Consider the following 25,774-nt stretch of genomic DNA (forward strand, 5'->3'; position numbering starts at 1 on the left):
TCGTCTTCGCAGACGTTCGGTTCGCGACCACAATGAACACAAGTTTTCACGCCGGATGCGCCCGGTTACGTTGAGGCCAGTCAATCTTTTCATCCACGAAAGGCACCACCGTGAAGAAGTCGATCATCCTCGCCCCTGCTGTCGCCATCGCGATCAGCGGCTTCGGCGCCACCGCCGTGTCCGCCGCCCCCACGCCGTCCCCGGCTCCGACCCCCACCGAGACGGAGACCGCGACCCCGGAGCCGGAGGCTGCCGAGCCGACCGCCTCGCTCAGCGCTGAGACGGTTTCCGCTGATGACTTCGTGAACGAGGACACCGCTATCAAGGGGTCCGGCCAGGACTTCCCGACCGGGACGTACACGCTCCAGGTCAACCCCTCCAGCGATTCGGTCAAGGACTACGAGCTGGACGCCACCGTCGCTGAAGACGGCATCCTCGGCGTGACCATCTTCGGCCAGAGCGCCGACAACCCGGATGCCTACGTCGGTGACTACACCGTCCAGATCATGGGCCCCGACGGCAACCAGGTCGGGGCTGCTCTGCAGTTCACCGTCACCGCCTCCGACGATGACGACGAGACCGAGACCCCGTCGCCGACCCCCACTGAGACCGAGACCGCGACCGCTTCGCCGACCCCCACCCCGACCGAGGATGACGACGCGGACGAGGACGAGTGGACCTGGAACGGTGCCGAGCTCAAGGAAGGTCTCAACCTCGAGTCCGATCGGGTCACCCCGGAGAAGTTCGTCGACGAGGGCGTCGCCTTCGCCGTCCGCGGCTGCGAGCCCGGCCAGGACGTGACCTTCGAGGTCCGCGCCGGCCGTGACGACGTCCGCCCCTACACCGAGACCGTCGCCGCCGACGAGAACGGCATCGCCGTCCACGGCGTCAAGGGACTCGACGCCGACCAGGCCGAGGCCTACATCGGCGAGTACACCGTGACCGCCACCTGCGGTGAGAACTCCTGGACCGACGCGTTCACCGTGGGCTACGGCGACGACGATGCCAACCCGGGTGACGACGACTCGAGCGACGACAACGGCTCGGACGACAACGCCGGGGGCAACGACCTGCCGCGCACCGGTACCGAGCTCACCGGCCTCGCCGCCGGCGCCGGACTCCTCGTCATCGGTGCTGCGACGATGATGCTCACCCGCCGCCGCGGCGCCAAGACCGGCCCGGCCGACATCTGAGCCAGCCCGAGCTGAGCGCTGCCGCACCGGCACCGCGCACCCGGAAGGCCCGCGAACCCCACGGTTCGCGGGCCTTCCGCATGCGCCGACGGGAGTGTGGGGCTTTCGACGAAGAGTGGTGGCGTCATCGGTCGCACTCTTCTTCGAAAGCCCCACAGTCTGTGCAACTGCCCGCAGATCGCACGCGCCGCATCCGTCGCACGCTGTAACCGGGAACACAGCGCGCCCTGCCGGAATCGTGCGCATGAGATGAGGGGAACCGCAGGTCAAGACCCCCACCCGGATCGACCGGCCGACTCCTATCCTGGTCCCGGAGACCCCCACCGGGGCCTCGCACCCGGACACGGAATCAGGTGAACCCGATGATCCCCCCGCAGAACAGCTCCCGGCTCCGCTCGAAGGCGGTCAAGCGCTCCCGGCTGCAGGACGAGGCCCGCGCAGAGCAGCAGGCCGTCGCCCGCCAGGAGACCGCGACCGCGGGCTCCCGCCAGCCCGACGGCTTCTTCGCCCACCTCAACCTCAAGCCGATCTGGTTCGGCGTCGCCTTCCTCGCGATGTTCGCCGTCATCCTCTTCGTCCCCACCGGCGACGGCCTCTCCGTCGCCGCCCAGCGCGCGCTCGCGATCCTCGTGTTCGCCGTCATCATGTGGGTGACCGAGGCGGTGTCCTACTCGGTGAGCTCGGTCCTCATCATCGGGCTCATCGCGATCCTCCTCGGGTTCTCCCCCGGCCTCGAGGACCCCTCGACCACGATCGGCTCCTCCGACGCCCTGCGGATGGGACTCGCCGGCTTCTCATCCACCGCCGTCGCGCTCGTCGCCGCCGCCCTCGCCCTGGCCGCCGCCATGCAGGCCACCGGCCTCCACAAGCGCCTGGCCCTGTGGGTCCTCCGATTCTCCGGCGAGAAGACCCGCAACGTCCTCATCGGCGGCATCGTCATCGCGATCATCCTCGCCTTCTTCGTCCCCTCGGCCACCGCCCGTGCCGGTGCCGTGGTGCCGATCCTGCTCGGCATGGTCGCCGCCTTCGGGCTTGCGAACAACTCCCGCCTCGGCGCGCTCCTCATCATCGCCGCCGCCCAGGCCGTCTCCATCTGGAACGTCGGCATCAAGACCGCGGCCGCCCAGAACCTCGTCGCCGCCGGCTTCATCGAGGATCAGCTCGGCATCACCATCTCCTGGGGCCAGTGGTTCCTCTACGCCGCCCCGTGGTCGATCCTCATGTCGATCGCGCTCTACTTCATCATGCGCTGGGCGATCAAGCCCGAGGTGGATTCGATCGCCGGCGGGCGCGAGGTCGTCAAGCAGAACCTCGCCGAGCTCGGTCCGATGACGGGCAAGGAGATCCGGCTCATCGTCATCGCCTGCCTCCTCCTGCTCATGTGGGCCACCGAGGGCATCCTCCACCCGCTCGACTCCTCGACGATCACGATCATCGCGATCGGCCTGCTGCTCGTCCCGAAGATCGGCGTGTTCTCCTGGAAGTCGCTCGAGAAGCTCGTCAACTGGGGCACCCTCATCGTGTTCGCCACCGGCATCTCGCTCGGCACCCTGCTGCTCGACACCGGCGCCGCCGCATGGCTGTCGCAGAACACCTTCGGTGCGCTCGGCATCAGCCAGATGCCGCTTCTTACGACGATCGCGCTCGTCTCGCTCTTCACGATCCTCATCCACCTCGGCTTCGCCTCGGCGACCTCGCTCGCCTCGGCCCTGATCCCGGTCTACATCGCGCTCGCCGCGACCCTGCCCGGGGCCGCCGACGGCGGATTCGGATTCGTCATCATCCAGCAGTTCGTCATCAGCTTCGGCTTCCTCCTGCCGATCTCCGCGCCGCAGAACATGCTCGCCTACGGCACCGGGGCCTTCACCGCCAAGCAGTTCCTCAAGACCGGCATCCCGCTCACCATCGTCGGCTACCTGCTCGTGCTGCTCCTGTCGGCGACCTACTGGAGCTGGATCGGCCTGGTCTGAGGGAGGCTCCGGCGCAGTCCGGCACCCGCCGCATGCCGCCGGCGCCGGCGGAGTCCGCTCGGCACCCGCAGCACCCCTCCGGCACCACCGGCACCCGCCAGGCACCCGCCCGGCGGGGAACCGCACCCGCGGCCGGGAGGCCGAGTCCACCGGCACGCACCGGCCTTCGTGTGCCCCGCGAATCCGGGGCACACCGCGACCTCCCGGCCCGGGACGCACCGCGTCCCGGGCCGGTTCGCACCCCTCGCCATCGGGCCGCACCGCCTTCTGCCAGGAACTTCACACACCGGGAGCCTTGCCGAAATCCCCCAGAAGTGGTTGGGTGAAAAGGCAAGGGCCCTTGAAAGCGGGGCCCATTTCCACCGATTCCTCAAGGAAGGTCTGATCGATGACCGACAACTACAACTCCGCGGATTCGGGCAGCGCACTCGGCTCCGACACCCCGTACCCGGGAACCGATGTGCCGCAGCAGCCGGTGCACTCCGCATCGCAGGGTGCCGCGCTCAGCAGCGACCAGCCCGCATCCTACGGACGCCACGGCGTCAGCACCGACAGCACCGGCACCGCCGATGTCGCCAAGGACGAAGGCCGCCGCCTCCAGGGCGAGGCCGGCGCCGCCGCGCAGAACGTGGCCTCGACCGCGCAGTACGAGGCCGGACAGGTGGCCGAGGAGGCCAAGCAGCAGGCTTCGAACCTCTGGCACCAGCTCCAGCGCGATGCCGGCGACCAGGCCTCGCACCAGCAGGGTCGTGCCGCCAAGTCCGTCCGCGCGGTGTCCGACGACCTCGCCGGGCTGCGCCGCGGCGAGGAGCCCAAGGACGCCGTCACGCGCGACCTGCTGAGCATGGCCGACGAGCGCGTCTCCGCGATCGCCGACCGGCTGGAGAACTCGAACCCGCAGGATCTCGTGCAGGACGTGCGCCGCTTCGCCTCCACCCGTCCCTTCACCTTCCTCGCGATCGCCGCCGGCGTGGGCCTCATCGCCGGTCGCGTGACCCGCGGTCTCGCCGACGCCAACAACGACTCGAACGGCGGAGGCACCTCGGGAACGGGCACCGGCGAGTACGGCTACCCCGTCCAGGGCGGGTACCCGACCACCGGCTACCCGGCCCAGGGCTACGGCCAGCAGGGCTATGCCGCACAGGGATACGCGCAGCAGGGCTACCCGACCGGAGGCCAGTACTCCGCCGGGCAGTACAGCGATGCGAGCGGTCAGTACGGCCAGCAGGGCTACGCCGCCGGGCAGCAGTCCGCAGGCCAGTACGGCGCGGGCCAGGGCTATGAGGCCGGCCAGTACGACGACGGCCAGCAGGGCTACGGCACCGGGGAGACCAACCGATGAGCTACGACCCCAACCAGGGCGCGCACCCGGGGCAGCACCCCGGCCAGCACCCGGGCGGCGGGTACCCGGGCCAGCAGGTCCCGCACGCGGGCCAGCCGGTCCACCCCGGCCAGCCGCATCCGGGCCAGCCCGGCGTGGTCCCGCCCGGGCCCAATCCGCAGACCGCCTACGTGGCGCAGGAGCCGCCCCGACCCGGTGAGGAGTACCCGGCGAACGCCGCCGGGCACGGCTGGGACCGCGGCTACGACCGCGAGGCCTACGCCGAGGCCCAGGCCGAGGTGCGCGCCGAGAGCCAGTCGATCGGCGAGATGTTCTCCTCCCTGAGCCGGAACACCACCCAGCTCATCCAGCAGGAGATCGCCCTCGCCAAGGCCGAGGCGACCCAGTCGGCGAAGCGCGCGGGCGCAGGTGCCGGCATGCTCGCCGGGGCCGCGATCGCCGCGCTGTTCTTCCTGCTCTTCCTGTCCAATGCCCTGTGGATGGCGCTCGCCAACCTCATCGGACTGGGCTGGGGGGCGCTCGTCGTCGGAGTCATCTGGGCGATCGTCGCCACCGTGCTCGGCCTCGTCGGCAAGAGCAAGCTCCAGCAGGTCAAGGGCATCCCCGAGACCGTGGACACTGCCAAGGACATCCCGCCCACCATGAATCCCGCAAAGGAAACGCCATGACCTACACCCATGATCACGGCTACCAGGCCGACCCCAACCGTCCCGTCGCGACCCACGGCAACGCCGGCTACGGCACCGCAGACTACCCGACGGACAACTCGAACAAGTCCCCCGAGCAGATCCGCGCGGAGATCGAGCAGACCCGTCGCAACCTCGGCTACGACGTCGACGCGATGGCGGAGAAGGTCTCCCCGGCCAAGGTCGTCGAGCGCCGCAAGAACAAGGTCGCCGATCGCCTGAACCACTGGAAGGAATCCATCATGGGCTCCGCCGACGACGCCAACGCGCAGCTCAACCACCAGCGCCAGCAGTTCGCCGACTCCGCCCACGGTGCGGCCGACCAGGCTCGCGACGCCGCCTACCAGGCCCGTGACGCCGCCTCCCAGGTGCCCGGCCGCATCAAGCAGGGCACCCGCGGCAACCCGCTGGCCGCCGGCGTGATCGCGCTCGGCGCCGGCTGGCTCATCGGCTCGCTGATCCCTGCCTCGCAGAAGGAGCAGCAGCTCGCCGGTCAGGCGAAGGACGCCGCTCAGCCGCTCGTCCAGGAGGCCCAGAGCGTCGCCAAGGACATGGGGCAGAACCTGCAGGAGCCGGCGAAGGAGGCTGCGGAGAGCGTGAAGTCGCAGGCCCAGTCCGGCGCCGAGCGCGTGAAGTCCGACGCCCAGTCCGAGGCCGACCACCTCAAGACCGAGGCCCAGTCCTCCGGTCAGACGGTCAAGGAGACCCGCGAGTGACCCTCGCCCTCCGATGAACCATCGCAGCGCCCGCGGAAGCCCCGAGCTCCCGCGGGCGCTGTGCTGTCCGGGCACTCCAGCCCGGGCACCGGCGGCATTCTCGCCCGAAGTGGATGCCGCACCGTCGCCCGGGCGCGCCTGACCTCCCCCGCCGTCGCCCAGGCGAACTAGAGTGACCACCATGGACATCGACACGAATGCGCTCGAGCGCGACCTCGGCTTCCGGCTGCTCGGCGAGACCTTCTACCTCCAGGCCCTCGATCAGCTTTCCGTCAACGGCCTCGATGAGCCGTCCCTCGTCCCCGATTGGACGCGCAAGCATGTGGCCCTCCACGTGCTCTACAACGCCGAGGGCTTCCTCCGGCTGCTCGAATGGGCGAAGACGGGCGTGCAGAATCCGATGTACCCCTCCCGGGAATGGCGCGACCAGCAGATCGCCGACGGGGTGGCGCACACCTCGGGCGCGGACACGATCACGCTCGCGCATGAGGTGGCCGACGACCTCACCGCCGAGCTCGACTCGATGTCCGACGACGACTGGGGATCACAGGTGGTGTCCGGGCGCGGTGCGGACATCCTCGCCGCGGAGATCCCCTGGCTGCGGGCCCGCGAGGTGTGGATGCACAGCCTCGACCTGGGGATCGGCATGACTGCCCGGGATTTCCCGGCCGAGGTCGTCGACCGGCTGCTCGATGACGTCGATACGGCCTGGGGTGCCCGCGACGAGCCCGTGCACTACCGGGTCCGGCTCACCGACCGCGACGACCGCTCGGAGCGGGTGATCCGCCACGGCACCGAGGGCAGCACGCCCGCCGAGCCGATCGAGGTCACCGGCGAAGCCGCCGAGGTGCTGTCCTACCTCACCGGCCGCGGCTGGCCGGCCTCGGTGTCCGGGGACACGGACAAGGGCGGCACCGGCAGCACCACGCCGCAGGACCTCCCGGCGCCCCCGAACTGGCTCTGAGCCGCCGGCGCGGCATGTGTGCCCGGGAGTGTGGGACCTTCGACGGAGTGTGGGGCCATCAACGGCACCACTCTCGTCCGAAGGTCCCACAGTTGCGCGGGGTGCCGGCGGTGGGTGCCGGTGACGGGCGTATCCGGATCCGGTGGAGCCGGGCGCGCCGCTTGCGCTGCGCCTCAGCCGGAGCGGCGGCGGTAGAGCGTGAGCTCACCGCTGCGCCGTCCGCCGGCGCGCGCGGTCGCTCCGGGTGCCAGCGCCCCGGCGATCCGGAGCTCGGGCCGGGTGCCGTGGACGATCGAGACGACGTCACCCGCGGCGCCGGCGGCGAACACGCGGCCGCCGCCGCTGCGCATCACCTTCTCGAGGCGCTGGGCGAGGGTCCGGGTATGCGCCCCGAGCGTCTCGACCTCGCGCTGCAGCTCGAGTATCCGCTTGATCCCGGCGAGGTTGATTCCCTCCTCCTGGGAGAGGCGCTGGATGAGCTGGAGCCGGGAGATGTCGGCGGCGGAGTAGCGCCGGCCGCGGCCGGCGGTGCGCTGGGGCACCACGAGCCCGAGCCGGTCGTACTGCCGCAGGGTCTGCGGGTGCATCCCGGCGAGCTCCGCGGCCACCGAGATCACGTAGACTGCGGCGTCCTTGTCGATCTGCATCGTGCTCTCCACCTCCTTCGCTCGGTCGTCGCTCTACTTGCTGTGGTCTCCTGCGCTGCGCCCCGATACTCAGGGCTCCCTGTCATCGTCCGGCCGCGGGAATCGAGTCCGGCCCGGATCCAGCCGGTGCGCGCTCAGCTCGCCTTCGCCCGGGCGTACAGCTCGGCACGCGGGTCCTCACCCTCGGTCGCCTTCCGGTAGGCTTCGACGGCCTTTCTGGCGTCCGGGCTGAGGTTCCGCGGCACGGCGACCTCGATGGTGACGAGCAGGTCACCGGTGTGATTCTTGCCCTCGATGCCCTTGCCGCGGATCCGCAGCACGCGACCCGACGGAGTGCCGGCGGGCACCTTCATCCGCACGGGCATGCCGGACAGGGTAGGCACCTCGACCTCGGCGCCGAGCGCTGCCTCGTCGAAGCTCACCGGCAGCTCCATCCTCAGGTTGTCGCCGTCGCGGCTGAACACCGGGTGCTTCTCGACGTTGATGGTGAGCACGACGTCGCCGTTCTCCCCGCCGTTGGGGCTCGGCTTGCCCTTGCCCTTGACGCGGATCTTCTGGCCGTCCTTGACGCCCACCGGGGTGCGCACGCTCAGCGGCTTGCCCGAGGGCATCGTGAGCTTGACGGTGGCACCCTTCGCCGCTTCGGTGAAGGACAGCGAGGTGCTCGCCTTGATGTCCCCGCCCTTCTGCGGGCCGGTGGAGAACCCTCCGCCGTAGGGGCTGCCGCCGTAGGGCTGACCGCCGAACAGGTCCGACAGGTCGGGCGGCACGTCACCGTAGCCGCCGTAAGGGCTGCCGCCGCCGCGCGTGGTGTAGCGCGGGTACTGGCTCCTGCCCGCGCCGGTGTTGAACAGGCCGGAGAAGATGTCCTCGAACCCGCCGCCGGATCCGCCCGCACCGGTTCCGCCGCCGGAGCCGGCGGAGAAGCGGGCGCCGCGGCCCATGGCGCGGACCTGGTCGTACTGCTCGCGGGTCTCCTTGTCGGAGAGCACCTGATTGGCCTGGCTGATCTGCTTGAACTTCTCCTCGGCGGCCTTGTCGCCGGGATTCGTGTCCGGGTGGTACTTGCGGGCCAGCTTGCGGTAGGCCTTCTTGATCTCCGCGTCCGTGGCGTCCTTGGAGACGCCGAGGGTTGTGTAGTAGTCCTTGTCGAACCATTCGTTCTGAGGTCCCGTATTCACCTGGCACCTCCTTCCTGTGAGCTCACGCTCGCATCGATCTGCTGATTCTCATGTGTCATGTGTGCTGCTGTCTTCCTCACGTGCCGAGCGGCAGGCGGTCGGATGGGCGCGTCCTGCTCGCCGGGCCCGTGCCCGAGGCGCCCCGCCGGGATGCCCAATCTCCCACCGGTGGGGTGGGCCGGGTGCCGGCGGGCGCCTCGGGAGCGGATCATTCGGCCGGCGCCTGCACACCCACGCGGGCGGCCCGGATGACGCGTTCGCCCAGCCGGTAGCCCGGCTGCATGACGAGGAAGACCGTGGCGGTCTCGACCTCGTCGGACGGCTGCTGCATGAGCGCCTCGTGGATGCTCGGGTCGAACTCCTCGCCCGGCTCCCCGAACTGGACGACCCCGACCTTCTCGAGCGACGCGATGAGCTTCTTCGCGTGCGTCTCGAAGGGACCGGTGAGGTCGCCGTTCTCCCGGGCGAGCCGGAGCTCGTCGAGCACCGGGTAGAGCGCCTCGACGACGGACTGGACGCCGGCTTCCCGGGCCCGGTCCTGCTCGCGCTTGGCGCGCATCCGGAACGCCGCGTACTCCGCGTTGATCCGCTGCAGGTCGGCGAGCCGTTCGGCCGCGAGGCGGGCGTCGGCGGACTGCTCGTCCTCGACGCCGCCCTCGACCGGGGCCGCGGTGTCGTCGATGCCGGAGATGTCGTCCGGGACCTCGACGCCGGGTTCGGCGGGCTCCGCGCCGGGGTCCGCAGGCGCTGCGGCCTGCGGGTCCGGCTCCGGGTCCCCGCCCGACCCGGCAGCTGCCTGGGCCGACGGATCAGCGGGGTTCCGGACCTCCCCGGTCTCCGGGTCGATGCGGCGCTTGTCGCTGAACGAGAAGCCCTGCTCGGCTGCGCCGTTGTCGGGATCCTCGGCAGTCATTACTTCTTCTCCTCGTCCTCGTCGTCCACGACCTCGGCGTCGACGACCTCGTCCTCGGTGTCGGCGGATCCGCCTGCGGCATCGCCCTCGGGCGCACCGGCGGACTCGTCGGGCTGCGCGTAGAGCGCCTCACCGAGCTTGGTCTGGCTCTGCGAGAGCTTGTCGACGGCGGCCTTGACGGCGTCGTCGTCATCGCCCTTGAGCGCTTCCTTGACGGCCTCGACGTCCGCGCTGACCTCGGACTTGACGTCCTCGGGCAGCTTGTCCTCGTTGTCGGAGATGAGCTTCTCCGTCGAGTAAGCGAGGTTCTCGGCGAGGTTGCGGTTGTCCGCCGCCTCGCGGCGCTGCTTGTCCTCGTCGGCGTGCTCCTCGGCCTCGCGGACCATCCGGTCGATGTCCTCCTGCGGGATCGCGGACCCGCCGGTGATCGTCATCGACTGCTCCTGACCGGTGCCCTTGTCCTTGGCGGACACGTGCACGATGCCGTTGGCGTCGATGTCGAAGGACACCTCGATCTGCGGCAGGCCGCGCGGGGCCGGCGCGATGCCGGTGAGCTCGAAGGTTCCGAGCGCCTTGTTGTCGCGAGTGAACTCCCGCTCGCCCTGGAAGACCTGGATCGACACGCTCGGCTGGTTGTCCTCGGCGGTGGTGAAGGTCTCCGACTTCTTGGTCGGGATCGGGGTGTTGCGCTCGATGAGCTTCGTCATCACTCCACCCTTGGTCTCGAGACCGAGGGACAACGGGGTGACGTCGATGAGCAGCACGTCCTTGCGCTCGCCCTTGAGGACACCGGCCTGGACGGCGGCGCCGATCGCGACGACCTCGTCCGGGTTGACGCCCTTGTTGGGGTCCTTGCCGCCGGTGAGCTTCTTGACGACCTCGGACACGGCCGGCATCCGGGTCGAACCGCCGACGAGCACGACGTGGTCGATGTCGGAGAGCTTGATGCCGGCGTCGGCGATGACCGCCTCGAACGGCTTCTTGGTGCGCTCGAGGAGATCCTTGGTGAGGTCCTCGAACTTCGCGCGGGTCAGGGTCTCATCGAGGTGGATGGGCCCGTTCTCGCTCATCGACAGGTACTGCAGCGAGATGTTCGTGCTCGTCGCGCTGGAGAGCTCCTTCTTCGCCTGCTCAGCGGCCTCCTTGAGGCGCTGCATCGCAGTGGTGTCCTTGGACAGGTCGACGCCGTAGCCGTTCTTGACCTCGGACACGAGCCAGTCGACGATCCGCTGGTCCCAGTCGTCGCCGCCGAGCTTGTTGTCGCCGGAGGTGGCGCGCACCTGAATGGTGGAGAAGTCGTCCTCGTCCTTGCCGACCTCGAGCAGGGAGACGTCGAAGGTGCCTCCACCGAGGTCGAAGACGAGGATGAGCTCGTCCTCCTTGCCGCGCTCGAGGCCGTAGGCCAGGGCGGCGGCGGTGGGCTCGTTGATGATGCGCAGGACATTGAGGCCGGCGATCTGCCCGGCGTCCTTGGTGGCCTGACGCTGGGCGTCGTTGTAGTAGGCCGGGACGGTCACGACGGCGTCCGTGACCTCCTCCTGCAGGTACTCCTCGGCATCGTGCTTGAGCTTCTGGAGGATGCGGGCGGAGATCTCCGGGGCGGTCAGGGTCTTGCCGCCGATCTCGGTGCTCCAGTCGGTGCCCATGTGGCGCTTGACGGAGGCGACGGTGTTCTTGACGTTGGTGACGGCCTGGCGCTTGGCGATCTCGCCGACAAGCCAATCGCCGTTCTTGTTCACCGCGACGACCGAGGGGGTGGTGCGCCCGCCCTCGGCGTTCGCGATGACCTTGGGCTCGCCGCCCTCGAGGACGGCGACGACCGAGTTGGTGGTGCCGAGGTCGATGCCTACTGCACGTGCCATGAGTAGAACTCCTTTTCGTAGTTGTGCGAGCCGGTGCCCCGATGTGCTCGGCCGGACGGCTCCGCGGCCGGACTTCCGACCGTGGCCCCTGGAGCGGGCCCCGCCCGGGGAGCCGGAGCGGAACCGCGCGCCCGAACACATTGAGCGCCATTGGCTCAAGTCTTGAACGCCGCGATCGCGGTGTCAAACCACGATCACGAAAGTTGCGTACACCTGACTCAACTTTGCTCAGCGGGGTTTTATTCCGGCCGTCGGAGAGGTTTCTCCGGTCCACCCGGTGATCTCCGGGCTCCGAGTGCTAGGCCGACGCTCGCCCGCGCGGCCGCACGGGCGTTCCGTCCCAGCGGCGCACGCAGCGCCAGCGGTCGACGACCGAGGCGTGGGTGAGCCGCTCGGGCTCCGACCACGGCAGGGTCATGAGCATCCAGACCACGGCGACGACGGCGATCTCCACACCGATGTACCACGGCCACCCGCCGAGCAGGTCGAGCACGGAGAAACCGGCCGGCGCCTGCGCCAGGTAGCCGTAGTTCGCTCCGGTGGCGCAGTTGACCGCCGCCGCGAGGACGGCCCAGGCGAGCGCCGACACGTAGGCGACGCCGAAGCCGCGCCAGGTGGGCCGGTAGCCCAGCCCCCAGACGAGGACGATCGGCGCCCACTGGGCGAGGGCGTGGAGGATCCAGAACACGGTGAACTCGAGCTCGGGGTTCTGCATGTAGTTGAGGTCGGGGGTGACGACCGACTGGAGGTTGAGCGTGAGCCCCCAGTAGTAGGTGATGGCGATCGCCCAGCCCGCGCGGGTGATGAGGGCGATCGCAGTGACGATGCGGAGCACGTCGGAGAAGTGGAAGGGCAGCGACTGACCGATGTCCCAGTGGCTCGGCAGCATCCCCCACACCGTCCACCCCACGGCCACGACGAGGAGCACCCATCCGGTCGCACGGGTGATCCGGAGCTCGGTGCGGGTGCCGCGCTTCCGCCGCGCCATGACCACGAGGACGACCGCCCCGACGACGATCCCGGCGAGCGCGGTCAGGTGCTCGGGGCCGAAAAGGGCCATCCGGCCGATCGGCTCCGCGATCTCCATGGGCGCCCCTTCCCTGCTCGTCCTCGACAGGCACGACGGTGGTGCCCGCACCGCTCCGGCCTCATCATGAGTGTAGAGTCTGCCCGGCCCGCAGGCGCGCCGTTCTCCGCACCGGCTTGCGCAAGACCGGCCGCTGCGGGAGAGTCCGGAGAGGACCACACGACGAGGATGAGCGGGAGCACACCATGACCGGCCCAGCACGGAACCCCCACCGGCCACCCCCACCCAGCGGGGGCCGGGGTCAGGCCCCGCCCCCTCCACCACCCGGCGCGCCGCCTGCGCCCCCGCAGCCCGGGGGAGCCCCGGGCGCGCCTCGGAAGAGGCGCCACTTCATCGCCCCCGGCGTGACGCTCCTCGTCCTCGGTCTGCTCGGCATCGCCGCGGCGGTGCTGATCTTCATCATGCCGTTCGGCCTGTTCCTCTTGGGCGGCGGCGGGAACACCGAGGCGTTCGACGATATCGCCGCGAACTTCCGCCTGGTCGCCTCCCTCGTCGCCGGAGTGAGCGTGCTGATGGCCGGCGGCGGGATCGCCCTCATCGTCGTGGCCGGCCGCCGCGGGTGACCCGAGCACCCGTTCCGCGCACCCCAGTCCGACCCGGCCCGCGAGGGTTGCCCTGACCACAGGCCGCTCCAGGACGAATTGGCAGGCGACCCAGAGCCCGACCGCCTCCGCAGGCCGTCTCGGAGAGCGGTGGCACCACCCGCCCGGCTTCACCGGCTACCATGACACGAACGCCTGCGGACCCCGGCGGGCTCCGCGCTCCTCGCGCCGCTCGATCACTCTGCGCCCACCCCGACACCGAAGGACAGACCGTGGTCCCCGAACCGTCATCCCCGCGCCCCGAATCCCCGGGCGCACCCGGCCCGGCGAGCGACAGCACCCAAGCCGAGGACACCGCATCACCTGCGGACACGGCGTCATCCACGGTCACCGCTCCTGCTGACGGCTCGGCTTCCGCGGACAGCGCAGACACCGCCGGCGGCATGAAGAAGGAGCCGCCCCAGTCCTGGGACGACCTCAAGCCGTGGAAGGGCGCGGCGGCTCCGACGGACAAGTTCCTACTGTTCGCGATCTTCGCCGTCCCAGCGTTCTACCTGGGCATGATGCCGTTCCGGCCGTTCCTCATCGCGCACCAGCCGATTCTCCTCGAGTTCCTCACCGGCGCGAAGACCGCGATCGTCGGCGCAGCCGCCTATGCGCGGGTGGGCGAGTTCCCGCTCTGGCTCGTGCTCGTCGCCGGTTTCGTCGGGATGACGAAGTTCGACTGGCTGTTCTGGCTCGCCGGCCGCCGTTGGGGCGACGGCATCCTCAGCATCTTCACCTCCACCGACCGGCAGCGCCGGCAGGTCGAGAAGTTCCGCCGGATGCCCCCGTGGCTCCTCTTCCTCCTCGTCGTCATCAGCCGCGTGCCCGGCATCCCCGGGACCCTCGTATGGCTCGTCGCCGGCTGGAGCGGGATGCGATTGTGGGTGTTCCTCATCGCCGATTTCCTCGCCTGCCTCATCCTCACCGTCGGTGTCGCACTGCTCGGCTACTCGCTCGGCCAGGCGGCCGTCGACGTCATCCAGACCATCGACCGCTACGCGCTGTGGCTCAGCCTCGGCCTCGTCGTCCTCATCGCCGTGTGGTCCGGCGCGAAGGCGAACAAGCAGGCGAAAGACGCCCAGGCCTGACCTCGTCCACGGCTTTCCCGGCTTCCACGGATCCGGCCCCGGGCCGAGGCGCCGGCACACCCCGCAGGCCCGTGCGGATCGCCGTGCTCCGCGCCGTAGACACCGTGGCCCAGCAGCGCGCCATGCGCGCCATGCGCTCCTTGCGCGGCTGAACCCGGCAGGCGCTCGAACAGCTTGGCATTGGAACCCTGAACCGGGCCTGCGGATCCCCGCACCGGATGTGCGGGGTCCCGTCGCGGCGCCGGGCGTCGACTACGATGACGAGCATGCATCCCCCGCGCCCGATGCTGCCGCTTGCCGCCGCGTCCCTCGTGCTCGCCGTCTCCGCCTGCACCCCGGCGGACTCCGCACACCAGGTGAACGCCGGGGCCACGCCGACCGCGGCCGTCGCCCCGGAATCGATCCCGGCACCCGGGCAGGCCGCCCCGGGCACTCCGACACCCACCGAGGTCCCCGTCTCCGGCAGCGGCGAGTGGGCGAGCAGCGATGAGCCGGTGGAACCGTCGACCGAGGACGGCCGGCCCTTCGCCGTCGCCATCCGGGTCGAGGACGACATGCCTATCGACGCGGATGAAGCCGCGGAGTTCGTCATCGCGACTCTCCAGGACGAACGCGGCTGGCAGACGCTCGACGGCGTCGCCTTCGAACTCGTCGTCGACACCGCGGAGGCCGACTCGGTGATCAGCATCGCGAGCCCCGACACCGTGGACCGGATGTGCGCACCGCTCATCACCGACGGCGAGCTCTCGTGCCGCAACGGCCCGAACGTCAACCTCAACGCCAAGCGCTGGATGCAGGGCACGGAGGATTTCGAGTCGCTCGAGGTCTACCGCCAGTATCTCATCAACCACGAGGTCGGGCACGCGCTCGGGCACGGCCACGTCAGCTGCCCCGGTGACGGGGAGCCCGCTCCTCTCATGCATCAGCAGTCGAAGGGGCTCGACGGCTGCCGGCCGAATGCCTGGCCCACCGTGGCCTGAGCGGAGGTAGGATCTCCTATACGCAGTTTCGAGCACCACTCGCATGATCGCCCTTCCGCACCATGAACCCGGACGGCCGCTGCCTTGCATGCGGGCCGCATGGAGCGATCCCATCTCGGTGGAATGTCATTGAACGGCAGAATGTTCAGTCAAACCGGTGTACAGTGACCGGGAATCCGCCGGATTCCGTCGGTCATCAACACGGCGCGTTGCCTCACCCCGTCCTCAAATGGCCGACCCACTGCTTTGTCCACCGAAAGGTCCTGACGTTGTTCTCCCGTGCCGAAAGCGGTACCACGCGCCCCAACCCGGTATGGAAGCGCATCCACGACGACCTCAGCTCCCGGATCTACTCCGGCGAGTTCACCGAAGGCTTCCCCGGTGAGGTGCAGCTCGCCGAGGAGTACGGCGTGAGCCGAGGGACAGTGCGCCAGGCACTGCGCCCGCTGCGCGAGGCCGGCATCATCATCTCCCACCGCGGCCGCGCGCCCCAGGTCCAGACCACCGACCCGTGGACCTCGAGCGGCCCGGTCCACAGCCTGCTGCCCCCACTCGAGGGCGACATCTCCCGGGGCACGACCCACACGACGGTCCAGCGGGCCGAGCTCAACAAGGAGGCGGCGGCGCATCTCGGCGTGGAATCCGACACCGCGCTCCTCCACCTCGCCTGGACCTACCACCCCGACGGCCCGCCGATCTCGCTGGGTCACAGCTGGATCCCGCTGCGGTACGCCGAGCCGCTCACCGATCTCGACTTCACCCATACGAGCGTGTACCGGGAGCTCAGCGTGGTCTGCGGCATCAGCGTGGACGGGGGCAGGGAGACACTCCGGGCGGTCGCGGCCGATGCGGAGGAGGCCGCGGCGCTCGAGTGCGAGCCCGGTACTCCGCTGCTCGCGTATACCCGCATCTCCGCGTCCGGCGACACCCCGGTCGAGTACCGCACCGGGTCGATGCTCGGCTCCGCGATCAGCGTCACCCACCGCTTCTGAGGCTCTCCTCCCCGAGATCGAGACGCCGACCGGTCCACCCGGCGCGCAGCCGGCGATCGTGCGAGGCGATGACGACGGCACCCGGATAGTCCGGCAGCGCATCCTCGAGCTGGGTGACGAGGAACAGCGAGAGATGATTCGTCAGCTCGTCGAGCAGCAGCACGTCCGACCGACTGAGCAGGAGCCAGACCAGCGACAGCCGCGCCACCTGGCCGCCGGACAGTTCGCCGGTGCGTCGACCGCGGGCGATCCCGCCGAGGCCGTGCCCGGTGAAGGTGGCCTCGACGTGCGCGTCGACCGACCATGCGTCGGGCCGCCGCGCGCGTTCGAGCGCGGCGACGGACTGCGCACCCTCGGGGTCTTGAGCGAGGGCCGCCGCTGAGGTGTCGACGGCGGCTGCCGCAGCGCGCGGGGGCGCGGCCGCGCGCTCGCGCTCCTCGCCCACCGTGGTCCCGGCGGTGAACGGCGGCTCCTGGTGGAGCAGGCCGGTCCGCGCCGCACCGCCGGGCGCATGGGCGACGACCACGATCGGTGTGCCGCACGGTCCACGGGCGAGCGCGGCCCAGGCGCGCACCCGGCGACGTGGACCGGGCGCGCCCCCACAGATGTGCCTCAGGCGCGCAGGGCGAGCGCGAAGGGCAGCACGGCCGCGGCGCCGGCGCGGCGGAGCTCCCGGGCGGCCGCCGTCATGGTCCAGCGGGACACGATCTCGTCGTCGACGAGCAGCACCGTGCGGCCCTCGACCGCAGCGGCGAGCTCGGGGCTCACGGCGAAGGCGTCGTGCACGTCTCGCACGCGGAACGCACTGTTGACGTCGGGGCTGCCGGTCTCCCGGCGGGCCGTCAGCGGCCCGGCCTCGTGCAGCCGGCCCACGCGGGCGAGCTCCGCGGCGAGAGAGGCGACCGTCGTAGGCCGGCGCGCGTTGGGGATGGAGACGACGACCTCGGGCCGGGCGTCCCAGCCCCAGTCCGCGAGCACGCGGAGGCAGTGCGCGCCGATCTCCGGCGGGACGGGCAGGTCCTCCGCCCCGGGCGCCAGGAATCCGCGCAGCAGCTGCCCGGGGCCGAGGTCGGTGAGCCGCGCGACGACCCGGCCGACGGCGCTGCGCTCCGATTCCGGGATCCTCCCCTTGAGGTCGACCCCGATCGACGGGAGCCCGGACGGCCACGAGGCGCGGGGTTCGACCGGCAGCCCGACCGCGCTGAGCACCGAGCGGGCGGCGGAGCGTCCGGAGTCGGAGACCTCGTCGGACCACCACTGGCCGGCGCAGGTGTCGCACCGTCCGCAGTCGGCGGCCTCCGGGTCGTCGAGCTGCTCGGCGAGGAACCGCATGCGGCAGCCGCCCGTCGCCTCGTAGTCGAGCATCGCCTGTGCCTCCCGCTTCCGCGCGGCGGCGACGTTGGCGTAGCGCTCGGCATCGTAGGTCCACCCGCGGCCGGTGGAGACGAACCCGCCGGCCACCCGATCCACGGCACCGTCGACCTGGAGGGTCTTGAGGAGCAGGTCGAGGCGGGCGCGCTTGACGCCCACGAGGGTCTCCAGCCGCGGCACGGACAGCGGCTCCCCGCCAACGTCGGTGAGGGCTGCGAGGACTGCGGCGGCATCGTCCTCCGCGGGCATCGACGCGGTCGCGAAGTACTCCCAGATGTCGGAGTCCTCCGCGCCGGGCAGAAGCAGGACGTCGGCGGACTCCGTGGCACGGCCGGCACGGCCGACCTGCTGGTAGTACGCCACCGGGGAGGACGGCGCACCGAGGTGGACGACGAATCCGAGGTCGGGTTTGTCGAATCCCATGCCGAGCGCGGAGGTGGCGACGAGCGCCTTGAGCCGGTTCGCCTTGAGGTCGCCCTCGAGCCGTTCGCGCTCCTCCGGGTCGGTGCCCCCGGTGTAGGCGGCGACGTCCCAGCCCGCGGATCGCAGGGCGCGGGCGGTGTCCTGGGCGGCGGCGACGGTCAACGTGTAGATGATGCCTGATCCGGGGAAGTCCCCCAGGCGCTCACCGAGCCAGGCGATCCGCTCGCTCGGCTGGCGCACCGGGGCGACGCCGAGGCGCAGCGAGGCCCGCGACAGGGGGCCGCGGATCACCAGGGTGTCCGCGCCGAGCTGCTCGGCGACATCGGCGACCACCCGCTCGTTGGCCGTCGCCGTCGTCGCGAGCACCGGCCGGTCCGCCGGGAGCTCGGCGAGCAGGGCGCCGATGCGCCGGTAGTCGGGCCGGAAGTCGTGCCCCCAGTCGGAGATGCAGTGCGCCTCGTCGACGACGATCATGCCGACCTCGGTGAGGAGGTTCTGGAGCACGTGGTCGCGGAACTTCGGGTTGTTGAGCCGCTCCGGGGAGATGAGGAGGACGTCGACGGCGCCGTCGCCGAGCGCGGCGAGCACCGAGTCCCACTCCGTGACGTTCGAGGAGTTGAGGGTGACGGCGCGGACCCCGGCGCGTTCGGCGGCCCCCACCTGGTCGCGCATGAGGGCGAGCAGCGGGGAGATGATGAGGGACGGGCCGCGGCCGGCGGCACGGAGCAGCCGGGCGGCGACGAAGTAGACGGCGGATTTGCCCCAACCGGTGCGCTGCACGACGAGGGTGCGGCGGCGACCGGCGACGAGCGCCTCGATCGCCTCGAACTGCCCGGGATGGAACTCCGCGTCGGGACGACCGGTGAGTTCGCGCAGTGCGCTGAGGGCCTGGGTCCGGAGTTCGCTGCTGTCCATGGTCCCGAGTCTAGGTCCGGGCACGGACACGGGAGAGGCACGGACACGGAAGATGCCCGGGCACGGGAGAGGGGCACCACGATCCCGGCAGTAGACTCCATCGCATGAGCGAATCCTCCGAGCACCCTGTGATCTCGACCGCGCACGTGCGCACCGACCGCCCCGCGCGCTACGCCAAGCAGCTCGTGTCGCACATGAGCCGCAAGGTGCCGGGCGTGTGGGATGCCGACACCGGCAAGGGCACGATCGAGTTCGCAGACGGGTCCGTGCTCGCCGCACTCACCGACCGCGGTGACTCCCTCGACATCGAGCTCACGGCCACCGCCGATTCCGTCGAGCGCTTCGAGGGCGTCGTCGGTCGGCACCTCGTGCGCTTCGGCTCCCGCGACGAGCTGGTGTGCACGTGGACCCGCTCGGATGACTCCCCCGGCACCGAGCAGCGCTTCACCGCCGACGCCGACTGACACGTCCGGCCCGGCCGGTGGATCCGGCCCGGCCGATCGGCCGGTCCCGGACCGATCGGTCCCCGTCCGATCGGTCGCCGGCCTGCGACATCGGTCTGCCGCGGAGCCTGCCCGTCAGCCGGCCTGCGATTCGAGGGACTCGACGAGCTGCCCGTATCCCTCGTCGAGCTTCTGCTGCCCGTCGACAGCCATCTCCGGCACGAACGCGCCGAGGACGAAGGCATTGCCCACGGTTCCGAAGACGATGTTCACGTCGATGGCGACCCCGCCGGCCTGCGTCGTCATCGTGTATCCCGTCGCCCCGTCCGGTGCCTGGTCATACGGGGCGATGGCGACCTCACCGGTCTCGCCCGCCGCGTTCGTCATCGTGAACTCCGCGCACCGCTCCGGCATCTGCTCCTGGGCGGCGAGCAGCTCCTCGGCGGTCTGTGCATCCTCGAGGGCCGAGCCGCCGAACATCATCCCGTTGTTCGCGATGCCGGAGACGGCTGCGCTCTCCGAACTGCCGACGCCCGGCATGTTCTCGAGCGCCGCCCGGCACTCCGCCGGCTCGACCTTGTTCTCGTCGAGCGCCTCGTCCGCGCCCTCGGTGGCCGCGGAATCGGTGACCGTGAGGTCGACGCCCTCGACGTCGATCGCCTCGATCGCGGTGCGGATCTGCTCATTGGTCACGGCGGCGGGAGCGGGCTCCTCGGCGGGCTGCTCCGGCTGCTCCGCCGAAGCCTCCTGACCGGGGGCGGGGTTCTCCTCGCCACCGGCCGGCTCACCCCCGCCGGAGGAGCACCCGACGAGCAGCAGGGTGCTGCCGAGTGCCATGGGAACGAGGGTCCGCAGGGAGGAGGGTGTGCGCATGGGTGCGAGTCCTTTCGCATGGGCCGACTGTCGCGGTGCTGTCGACTCCAGGGTAGGCGCCGCACCGCGGTCCCTGCCCCGTGCGCATGTTCCGATCCGGGAACAGCGGTGGGCTCAGATGTTCCTCCACGACAGCTCGTTCCGCTTCTTCGCCATGAGGGCGATCGCACCGAGAGAGAGCACGAGCACGCCGATTCCGATGAGGTCGAGCAGGCTGTCCGGGGTGAGGAACAGCACGGACCCGACCACCAGCGCGATCCGCAGCACCCAGGGCACGGCGACCATGAGGAAGCCCTCCGCGGCGACGGCCAGCAGGAGCACTCCGACGGTCGCGGTGACGATCACCTGGATCGCCTCGAGCACCTGCACGTCCTGCATGAGGAGCACCGGGTTGTAGACGAACACGAACGGCACCACGTACCCGGCGAGCGCGAGCTTCATCGCCGCGAAGCCGGTGCGCATCGGATCGCCTCCGGACAGCCCGGCTGCCGCGAAGGCCGCGAGCGCTACGGGCGGGGTGATGTTGGCGAAGAGCCCGAAGTAGAACACGAACATGTGCGCCGCGAGCGGCTCCACCCCGAGCTGGGTGAGCGCGGGGGCGGCCATCGTCGCGGTGATGATGTAGGCCGGGATCGACGGCAGGCCCATGCCGAGGATGATGCAGGCGAGCGCCGTCATGATCAGGGTCGGCAGCAGGAAGCCGCCGCCGATCGTCACGATCGCGTTCGCGAGCTTGACCCCGAACCCGGTCTGGGTGGCGACGCCGACGATGATGCCCACGCAGGCGCACGCCACGGCGACGGACACCGCGGTGACCGCGCCGTCGCGCAGGGCGTCGATGATGTCGCCGAGGCCCATGCGCGTGGTCTTCCGGATCATCGCGACGATCACGGTGACGAAGATCGTGGTGACCGCGGCGAAGAGGATGGTGAAGCCGCTGAAGAACAGCATGTAGAGCAGGTAGGCGAGCGGGATGAGCAGGTGGCCGCGCTCCTTGAGCACGTCCATGACGAGCGGCAGGTTCTCCCGCGAGATCCCCTTGAGGCCGAGCCGGGTGGCGCGCAGGTGCACCTGCATGATGATGCCGATGTAGTAGAGCAGCGCAGGGACGATCGCGACGAGCGCGATCGTGCGGTAGGGGATACCGAGCGTCTCGGCCATGATGAAGGCGGCCGCACCCATGATCGGGGGCAGGATCTGACCGCCGACCGAGGCGGAGGCCTCGACGCCGCCGGCGAAGTTCGGCTTGTACCCGATCTTCTTCATCAGCGGGATGGTGAAGGCGCCGGTGGTGACGACGTTGGCGATCGCCGAACCGTTGATCGAGCCGAGGAAGCCCGAGGCGATGACGGCGACCTTGGCGGGCCCGCCGCGCGTCTGGCCGGCCAGTGCGAGGGCGATGTCGTTGAAGAACTGCCCCATCCCCGACTTCTGCAGGAAGGCGCCGAACAGGATGAAGAGGAAGATGTAGGTCGAGGACACCCCGACGGCGGTGGAGTAGACGCCCTCGGTGGTGGTGAGCATGAAGTTGAGGATGGTGTCGAAGTCGTAGCCGCGGTGCCGGAACAGCCCGGGCATCGACCGCCCGTAGTAGTCGTAGACGATGAAGAGGACCGCGAGCGCCGGCAGGATCCAGCCGGTGAGCCGCCGGGCCCCTTCGAGGACGACGAACAGGAGCACTCCGCCCATGACCACGTCGATCATCTCGAAGCGCCCGCCGCGGGTGGCGATGGTCTCGTAGTTCGTCGCGAGGTAGATCGCCACCGACGCCGAGGCGGCGATGAGGATGTAGTCGAACCAGGGGATGGTGTCGCGCTTCTCCTTCTGGTACGGCCGGTAGATCGAGAAGGCGAGCACGAGGATCGCGGCGACGTGGATGCTGCGGTGGACCAGTGTGGGCGGCGTGCCGAGCAGCGCGGTCCACACGTGGTAGACCGACAGGGCGACCGCGACGATCGTCACCGGCCACTTGAGGAAGGTCGTCTCGACCTTGCGCGTGCGCGATTCGCGGTCGTACTTCTCCAGCGTCTCCTGGTCGACGACCTCGGCCTCGGCCAGGGGCTGCGGGGTGTGGCTCATGGGACTCTTCGCTTTCAGACGACTGCCAGCTCGGCGCGGCAGTGATGGGGGACGGCTTCGGGAGCGATGAGCAGGGCGCCGCCGACGACGATGCGGTGGTCGACGGCGCGGGAGTGGATCCAGCGCACTGCGTCGAAGGTGAGATCGAGACCGCACATCCGGGTCTGGTCCCCGGAGTAGCTGACCTCCGGCGCGCTCGACGGGGTCCCCGCGCCGGTGAGGCTCATCTCGGTGCAGTCGAGGACGAGTTCGCGCCCGGCCACCCGGTAGAACTCCGTCCACGGGGTGCCGTCGACGGAGTGGATCCAGGAGAACTCGACGATGTCGCCCTGGCCCGCCGGGATCCGGGCGAACTCCCGCCTGCCGGGCCGCTGCTCCCGCACCACGAGCGCGGCGACCGGGGTCGCCGAGGTCAGGAGCGGCAGTGCGAGTGCGGCGGCCAGCACCCCGCGGCGCGCGATCATCGCGATCGCGCCCCCGAGGTGCCGGCCGTCGTGCTCATGGGATCAGCTGCCGGCTTCGTCGTAGTAGCGCTGCGCACCCGGGTGGATGTCGGTGACGGTGACATCGGTCGCGTTCTCGAGCGTGATGTCCTTCGCCGCGTTGTGCGTGGCGTGCACCTGGTCGATGTTGTCGAAGATCGCCTTGGTGATGTCGTAGACCGCGTCCTCGCTGAGCTCGGGGCTGGCGAGCAGGAGGTTCGGGATGGTCAGGGTCTCCGCGGCCTCGGCGGTGTCGTAGACATCGGCGGGCACCTCGCCCTCCCCGAAGTAGTCGTAGTCGTTGAGCAGGGTCTCGCGCCCCTCACCGGTGATCGGCACGACCACGACGTCCTCGGTGGTCGACAGGTCGGTCACCGCGGAGTTCGGCAGACCGCTGGTGACGAACGCCGCCTGCACCTGCCCGTTCTTCATCTGGTCGATCGCCTCGGCGTAGGACAGGTAGTCGGCGGTGAAGTCGTCGTAGCTCATGCCGTAGGCGTCGACGACGGTGCGGGCGTTGAGCTCGACGCCGGAGTTGATATCGCCCACGGAGACGCGCTTGCCGGCCAGGTCCTCGACGGATTCGATCCCGCTGCCCTCGACGGTGATGAGCTGGAGGTACTGGTCGTAGAGGCTCGCGATCGCCGGCAGGGAGTCGACCGCGCCGTTCTCCTCGAACGGGCCCGCGCCCTCGAGCGCCTGGGTCGTGGCATCGGCCATCGCGAAGGCGACCTCTGCGCCGCCCTCGGTGAGCAGGGTGATGTTCTCCACCGAGGCGCCGGTCGCCTGCACCGAGGTGTCGGAGCCGAGCTGGTCGGCGAGCAGCTCGGACATGCCGGCCCCGACCTGGTAGTAGACGCCGGAGGATCCGCCGGTGGCGATGGTGATGAATTCGGTGCCGAGGTCGCCGCCGCCCTCGGCGGATCCGTCACCTCCGCCGCTGCCGCCGCTGCCGCCTCCGCAGGCGGAGAGGACGAGTGCGGCCGAGGCCAGTCCGGCGGTGAGAAGTGTGGTGCGAGTGCGCATGATGCGGTCCCCTGTCGACGTCGGTGTCAGTTGCGATCGGTGTCGGTTGCGAGCGGATTCGGTTGCGGCCGGGCCCCGGTGCGATCACTGGGATCGCGCCGGAATGTCCGGGTGCGTCGGTCACCACTCACCCTATGAAGTAATCCCCGTCACACCTCGCAGACCTCCCGACCCGTTACGGAAGCGTTACGGCAGCGCGGGCGATACAGGCGGTGCGGGTGAAGCGGGCGGCGCACGATCGGACGGCGGGGACAGCACAGCCGGCCGGCCGAGGTCACTGCGCACAGCCGTCCGTGCGACCGAACAGCCGTCCGTGTGACGCGTCTCACCATGAGGGACCATCGCGCCGCTCGCCGCCGAACGTCTGTATGCTGGGCCCACGAAGTTCCGGGGACGGTGAGATTCCGTACCGGCGGTACAGTCCGCGAGCCGCTCGATCTGCAGCAGCAGGGAGATCCGGTTGACTCGGTGAGATTCCGAGACCGACAGTCAAAGTCTGGATGGGAGGAACTCGACGCGCACGGGTGTGCTGTCTCGACTTCGCAGTCGAACGCATCCCCTGCATTCATCGAACCGTTCGGTGACGATCCTCCCTCCTCCCGGTGCAGACCAGGAGGAGACAGTGGACGCAGACCGGACGGTTCCGTCGTTCCCGGAGACCGGGGCATTCCCGGAGACACACGCATTCCCGGAGACACGCGCATTCCCTGAGACACGTGCGTTCCCCGGGACACAGATGTTGCCCGAGGCACGGACTCGTGCAGGGACACGGGCATCCCGGGAGGCGCGAGCGATGTCCGCCGCGCTCGAGGCGGCGGCCCGCGGGGAGCGCGGGGCCAACCCGCTCGTCGGCGCGGCGGTGCTCGCCGCGGACGGCACCGTGGTCACCGGCTGGCATCGCGGTGCCGGCACCTCCCACGCCGAGGTCGACGCGGTGCAGCGCGCCCGCACGGCCGGCATCGACCTCTCCACCGCGACGATGGTCGTGACCCTCGAGCCCTGCAACCACACCGGGCGCAGCGGGCCGTGCTCTCAGTTCCTCCTCGACGCCGGGATCCGGCGCGTGGTCCACGCGATCGACGACCCCAACCCCCGTGCCTCCGGCGGTGCGGCCCATCTGCGCGCCCACGGGGTCGAGGTCGTCTCCGGCGTCCGGGCGGAGGAGGCCGAGCGGCTCAACGCCCGCTGGATCGCCGCCCAGCGCGCCGCGCGTCCCTATGTCACGCTCAAGCTCGCGCAGAGCCTCGACGGCCGGATCGCCGCCGCCGACGGCACGAGCCGGTGGATCACCTCGGCGGAGTCCCGCGCCCACGCCCACACCCTGCGCGCCCGGGTCGACGCGATCCTCGTGGGCACCGGCACCGCGCTCGCCGACGATCCGCGGCTCACCGCCCGCACCCCGGACGGGCGACCCGCCGGGGCGCAGCCGCGCCCGGTGGTCATGGGGTTCCGCGAGCTCGCCGCCGGTTCCCACCTCGCCCGCGATCCGCGCACCCTGCACCTGCGCACCCGCGACCCGCTCACCGCCCTGCGCGCACTCGCCGCTGCCGGGGTCGGGCACGTGCTCGTCGAAGGCGGGGCGCACATCGCCGGCGCGTTCCTCGCCGCCGGACTCGTCGACGAGCTCCACCTCTACACCGCCCCGATCCTGCTCGGCGACGGCCTGCCCGCCCTCGCCGGGCTGGACGTGGGGACGCTGGCCGAGGCGCACCGCTTCGTCACCGACCCCGCCGGGCCCGCCGTACCCGCGCGACTCGGACCCGACACCTTCCATCGCCTCGTCCCCGCCGTTGCGCACGACGGCGAGCAGAGCACCGGCGACGAGGGAGCACGCACCCCGGCGGTCATCGCGGGGACCGCGGATCCGCCCCTCTCCCCCGCGCCCACCCCTGCCGTCGCCCACGACCCGCCCCGCCTTTCGGCGCCGGCCCTGTCGAGTCACTGAAGGAGCCAC

At 70.5% G+C, this 25,774-nt stretch carries 23 protein-coding genes and 1 riboswitch; of the genes, 12 read left to right on the plus strand and 11 right to left on the minus strand.

Going from position 1 to position 25,774, the window contains the following annotated elements:
- Nucleotides 1–110: 110 nt before the first annotated feature.
- The 6 genes from ABD883_RS05090 (at nucleotide 111) to ABD883_RS05115 (ending at nucleotide 6,871) form a co-directional block, all read left to right on the plus strand.
- Complete coding sequence (locus ABD883_RS05090) at nucleotides 111–1,193, plus strand: LPXTG cell wall anchor domain-containing protein (protein WP_345030412.1); 1,083 nt, start codon at nucleotides 111–113, stop codon at nucleotides 1,191–1,193.
- A gap of 362 nt (nucleotides 1,194–1,555) precedes the next feature.
- Complete coding sequence (locus tag ABD883_RS05095; protein ID WP_345030415.1) at nucleotides 1,556–3,163, plus strand: SLC13 family permease; 1,608 nt, start codon at nucleotides 1,556–1,558, stop codon at nucleotides 3,161–3,163.
- Between the two features lie 388 nt (nucleotides 3,164–3,551).
- Nucleotides 3,552–4,505 (plus strand): hypothetical protein, encoded by a 954-nt coding sequence (locus tag ABD883_RS05100; RefSeq protein WP_345030418.1) that lies wholly within the window; start codon nucleotides 3,552–3,554, stop codon nucleotides 4,503–4,505.
- Entirely contained in the window at nucleotides 4,502–5,173 is a 672-nt protein-coding gene (locus tag ABD883_RS05105) for a phage holin family protein (RefSeq protein ID WP_345030420.1), read from the plus strand. The genes ABD883_RS05100 and ABD883_RS05105 overlap by 4 nt, the downstream gene beginning before the upstream one ends.
- The gene (locus ABD883_RS05110) at nucleotides 5,170–5,907 is read left to right on the plus strand and encodes a DUF3618 domain-containing protein (RefSeq protein WP_345030422.1); all 738 of its coding nucleotides are present in this window, start codon (nucleotides 5,170–5,172) and stop codon (nucleotides 5,905–5,907) included. Before ABD883_RS05105 ends, ABD883_RS05110 begins: the two co-directional genes overlap by 4 nt.
- A 181-nt stretch (nucleotides 5,908–6,088) precedes the next feature.
- Nucleotides 6,089–6,871 (plus strand): maleylpyruvate isomerase family mycothiol-dependent enzyme, encoded by a 783-nt coding sequence (locus tag ABD883_RS05115; RefSeq protein WP_345030424.1) that lies wholly within the window; start codon nucleotides 6,089–6,091, stop codon nucleotides 6,869–6,871.
- A gap of 173 nt (nucleotides 6,872–7,044) precedes the next feature.
- Here the strand turns inward: ABD883_RS05115 and ABD883_RS05120 are convergent, their stop codons facing one another.
- From ABD883_RS05120 to ABD883_RS05140, 5 genes are all read right to left on the minus strand, one after another.
- Entirely contained in the window at nucleotides 7,045–7,518 is a 474-nt protein-coding gene (locus tag ABD883_RS05120; RefSeq protein WP_345030427.1) for a heat shock protein transcriptional repressor HspR, read from the minus strand.
- A 134-nt stretch (nucleotides 7,519–7,652) separates the two neighbouring features.
- Nucleotides 7,653–8,699 carry a DnaJ C-terminal domain-containing protein gene (locus tag ABD883_RS05125; protein WP_345030430.1) on the minus strand — a complete coding sequence of 349 codons (1,047 nt, stop codon included), beginning with the start codon at nucleotides 8,697–8,699 and terminating at the stop codon, nucleotides 7,653–7,655.
- A gap of 208 nt (nucleotides 8,700–8,907) precedes the next feature.
- On the minus strand, nucleotides 8,908–9,612 hold the full coding sequence (locus tag ABD883_RS05130) for a nucleotide exchange factor GrpE (RefSeq protein WP_345030432.1): 705 nt from the start codon (nucleotides 9,610–9,612) through the stop codon (nucleotides 8,908–8,910).
- Complete coding sequence (gene dnaK, locus ABD883_RS05135) at nucleotides 9,612–11,474, minus strand: molecular chaperone DnaK (RefSeq protein ID WP_295690190.1); 1,863 nt, start codon at nucleotides 11,472–11,474, stop codon at nucleotides 9,612–9,614. Before dnaK ends, ABD883_RS05130 begins: the two co-directional genes overlap by 1 nt.
- Nucleotides 11,475–11,772: 298 nt before the next feature.
- A complete protein-coding gene (locus ABD883_RS05140) occupies nucleotides 11,773–12,561 on the minus strand; it encodes a YwaF family protein (protein WP_345030436.1) in 789 nt (262 codons plus the stop codon).
- Nucleotides 12,562–12,905: 344 nt separating this feature from the next.
- Here ABD883_RS05140 and ABD883_RS05145 point away from each other — a divergent pair, with 344 nt between their 5' ends.
- From ABD883_RS05145 to ABD883_RS05160, 4 genes are all read left to right on the plus strand, one after another.
- Nucleotides 12,906–13,124, plus strand: a complete 219-nt coding sequence (locus tag ABD883_RS05145; RefSeq protein WP_137318236.1) for a hypothetical protein — start codon at nucleotides 12,906–12,908, stop codon at nucleotides 13,122–13,124.
- 251 nt (nucleotides 13,125–13,375) lie between these two features.
- On the plus strand, nucleotides 13,376–14,236 hold the full coding sequence (locus ABD883_RS05150; RefSeq protein WP_345030439.1) for a DedA family protein: 861 nt from the start codon (nucleotides 13,376–13,378) through the stop codon (nucleotides 14,234–14,236).
- A 266-nt stretch (nucleotides 14,237–14,502) separates the two neighbouring features.
- Nucleotides 14,503–15,216 (plus strand): DUF3152 domain-containing protein, encoded by a 714-nt coding sequence (locus ABD883_RS05155; RefSeq protein WP_345030441.1) that lies wholly within the window; start codon nucleotides 14,503–14,505, stop codon nucleotides 15,214–15,216.
- A gap of 269 nt (nucleotides 15,217–15,485) precedes the next feature.
- Nucleotides 15,486–16,208, plus strand: coding sequence for a GntR family transcriptional regulator (locus tag ABD883_RS05160; RefSeq protein WP_175406810.1), 723 nt, complete (start codon nucleotides 15,486–15,488; stop codon nucleotides 16,206–16,208).
- Here the strand turns inward: ABD883_RS05160 and ABD883_RS05165 are convergent.
- Complete coding sequence (locus tag ABD883_RS05165) at nucleotides 16,192–16,782, minus strand: ATP-binding cassette domain-containing protein (RefSeq protein ID WP_217494880.1); 591 nt, start codon at nucleotides 16,780–16,782, stop codon at nucleotides 16,192–16,194. The genes ABD883_RS05160 and ABD883_RS05165 overlap by 17 nt on opposite strands.
- Before the next feature lie 38 nt (nucleotides 16,783–16,820).
- Nucleotides 16,821–18,917, minus strand: a complete 2,097-nt coding sequence (locus ABD883_RS05170) for a RecQ family ATP-dependent DNA helicase (protein ID WP_345030445.1) — start codon at nucleotides 18,915–18,917, stop codon at nucleotides 16,821–16,823.
- A 104-nt stretch (nucleotides 18,918–19,021) separates the two neighbouring features.
- Between ABD883_RS05170 and ABD883_RS05175 the strand changes: the two genes are divergently transcribed.
- Nucleotides 19,022–19,381: a DUF2218 domain-containing protein gene (locus ABD883_RS05175; RefSeq protein ID WP_137318242.1), complete on the plus strand. Its 360-nt coding sequence runs from the start codon at nucleotides 19,022–19,024 to the stop codon at nucleotides 19,379–19,381.
- Nucleotides 19,382–19,495: 114 nt separating this feature from the next.
- On the opposite strand, the gene ABD883_RS05180 is transcribed toward ABD883_RS05175, so the two are convergent.
- The 4 genes from ABD883_RS05180 to ABD883_RS05195 form a co-directional block, all read right to left on the minus strand.
- Nucleotides 19,496–20,233, minus strand: coding sequence for a hypothetical protein (locus tag ABD883_RS05180; RefSeq protein WP_345030448.1), 738 nt, complete (start codon nucleotides 20,231–20,233; stop codon nucleotides 19,496–19,498).
- Nucleotides 20,234–20,347: 114 nt separating this feature from the next.
- Nucleotides 20,348–22,312 carry a TRAP transporter permease gene (locus ABD883_RS05185; RefSeq protein ID WP_345030450.1) on the minus strand — a complete coding sequence of 655 codons (1,965 nt, stop codon included), beginning with the start codon at nucleotides 22,310–22,312 and terminating at the stop codon, nucleotides 20,348–20,350.
- Between the two features lie 14 nt (nucleotides 22,313–22,326).
- A complete protein-coding gene (locus ABD883_RS05190; RefSeq protein WP_345030452.1) occupies nucleotides 22,327–22,776 on the minus strand; it encodes a DUF1850 domain-containing protein in 450 nt (149 codons plus the stop codon).
- Nucleotides 22,777–22,818: 42 nt separating this feature from the next.
- Nucleotides 22,819–23,820 (minus strand): TAXI family TRAP transporter solute-binding subunit, encoded by a 1,002-nt coding sequence (locus tag ABD883_RS05195; RefSeq protein WP_247618211.1) that lies wholly within the window; start codon nucleotides 23,818–23,820, stop codon nucleotides 22,819–22,821.
- A 379-nt stretch (nucleotides 23,821–24,199) separates the two neighbouring features.
- Nucleotides 24,200–24,336: riboswitch (FMN riboswitch) on the plus strand.
- A 277-nt stretch (nucleotides 24,337–24,613) separates the two neighbouring features.
- Between ABD883_RS05195 and ribD the strand changes: the two genes are divergently transcribed.
- Nucleotides 24,614–25,765: a bifunctional diaminohydroxyphosphoribosylaminopyrimidine deaminase/5-amino-6-(5-phosphoribosylamino)uracil reductase RibD gene (gene ribD, locus ABD883_RS05200; protein ID WP_345030458.1), complete on the plus strand. Its 1,152-nt coding sequence runs from the start codon at nucleotides 24,614–24,616 to the stop codon at nucleotides 25,763–25,765.
- Nucleotides 25,766–25,774 lie beyond the last annotated feature (9 nt).

It is taken from the genome of Brevibacterium pityocampae, assembly GCF_039541555.1.
GTDB lineage: Bacteria > Actinomycetota > Actinomycetes > Actinomycetales > Brevibacteriaceae > Brevibacterium > Brevibacterium pityocampae.

Coding starts and splice junctions, on each gene's coding strand:
- ABD883_RS05095 (WP_345030415.1), top strand. CDS start 1,556: ATGATCCCCCCGCAGAACAGCTCCCGGCTCCGCTCGAAGGCGGTCAAG.
- ABD883_RS05100 (WP_345030418.1), top strand. CDS start 3,552: ATGACCGACAACTACAACTCCGCGGATTCGGGCAGCGCACTCGGCTCC.
- ABD883_RS05105 (WP_345030420.1), top strand. CDS start 4,502: ATGAGCTACGACCCCAACCAGGGCGCGCACCCGGGGCAGCACCCCGGC.
- ABD883_RS05110 (WP_345030422.1), top strand. CDS start 5,170: ATGACCTACACCCATGATCACGGCTACCAGGCCGACCCCAACCGTCCC.
- ABD883_RS05115 (WP_345030424.1), top strand. CDS start 6,089: ATGGACATCGACACGAATGCGCTCGAGCGCGACCTCGGCTTCCGGCTG.
- ABD883_RS05120 (WP_345030427.1), bottom strand. CDS start 7,518: ATGCAGATCGACAAGGACGCCGCAGTCTACGTGATCTCGGTGGCCGCG.
- ABD883_RS05130 (WP_345030432.1), bottom strand. CDS start 9,612: ATGACTGCCGAGGATCCCGACAACGGCGCAGCCGAGCAGGGCTTCTCG.
- dnaK (WP_295690190.1), bottom strand. CDS start 11,474: ATGGCACGTGCAGTAGGCATCGACCTCGGCACCACCAACTCGGTCGTC.
- ABD883_RS05140 (WP_345030436.1), bottom strand. CDS start 12,561: ATGGAGATCGCGGAGCCGATCGGCCGGATGGCCCTTTTCGGCCCCGAG.
- ABD883_RS05155 (WP_345030441.1), top strand. CDS start 14,503: ATGCATCCCCCGCGCCCGATGCTGCCGCTTGCCGCCGCGTCCCTCGTG.
- ABD883_RS05170 (WP_345030445.1), bottom strand. CDS start 18,917: ATGGACAGCAGCGAACTCCGGACCCAGGCCCTCAGCGCACTGCGCGAA.
- ABD883_RS05175 (WP_137318242.1), top strand. CDS start 19,022: ATGAGCGAATCCTCCGAGCACCCTGTGATCTCGACCGCGCACGTGCGC.
- ABD883_RS05180 (WP_345030448.1), bottom strand. CDS start 20,233: ATGCGCACACCCTCCTCCCTGCGGACCCTCGTTCCCATGGCACTCGGC.
- ABD883_RS05185 (WP_345030450.1), bottom strand. CDS start 22,312: ATGAGCCACACCCCGCAGCCCCTGGCCGAGGCCGAGGTCGTCGACCAG.
- ABD883_RS05190 (WP_345030452.1), bottom strand. CDS start 22,776: ATGATCGCGCGCCGCGGGGTGCTGGCCGCCGCACTCGCACTGCCGCTC.
- ABD883_RS05195 (WP_247618211.1), bottom strand. CDS start 23,820: ATGCGCACTCGCACCACACTTCTCACCGCCGGACTGGCCTCGGCCGCA.
- ribD (WP_345030458.1), top strand. CDS start 24,614: ATGTCCGCCGCGCTCGAGGCGGCGGCCCGCGGGGAGCGCGGGGCCAAC.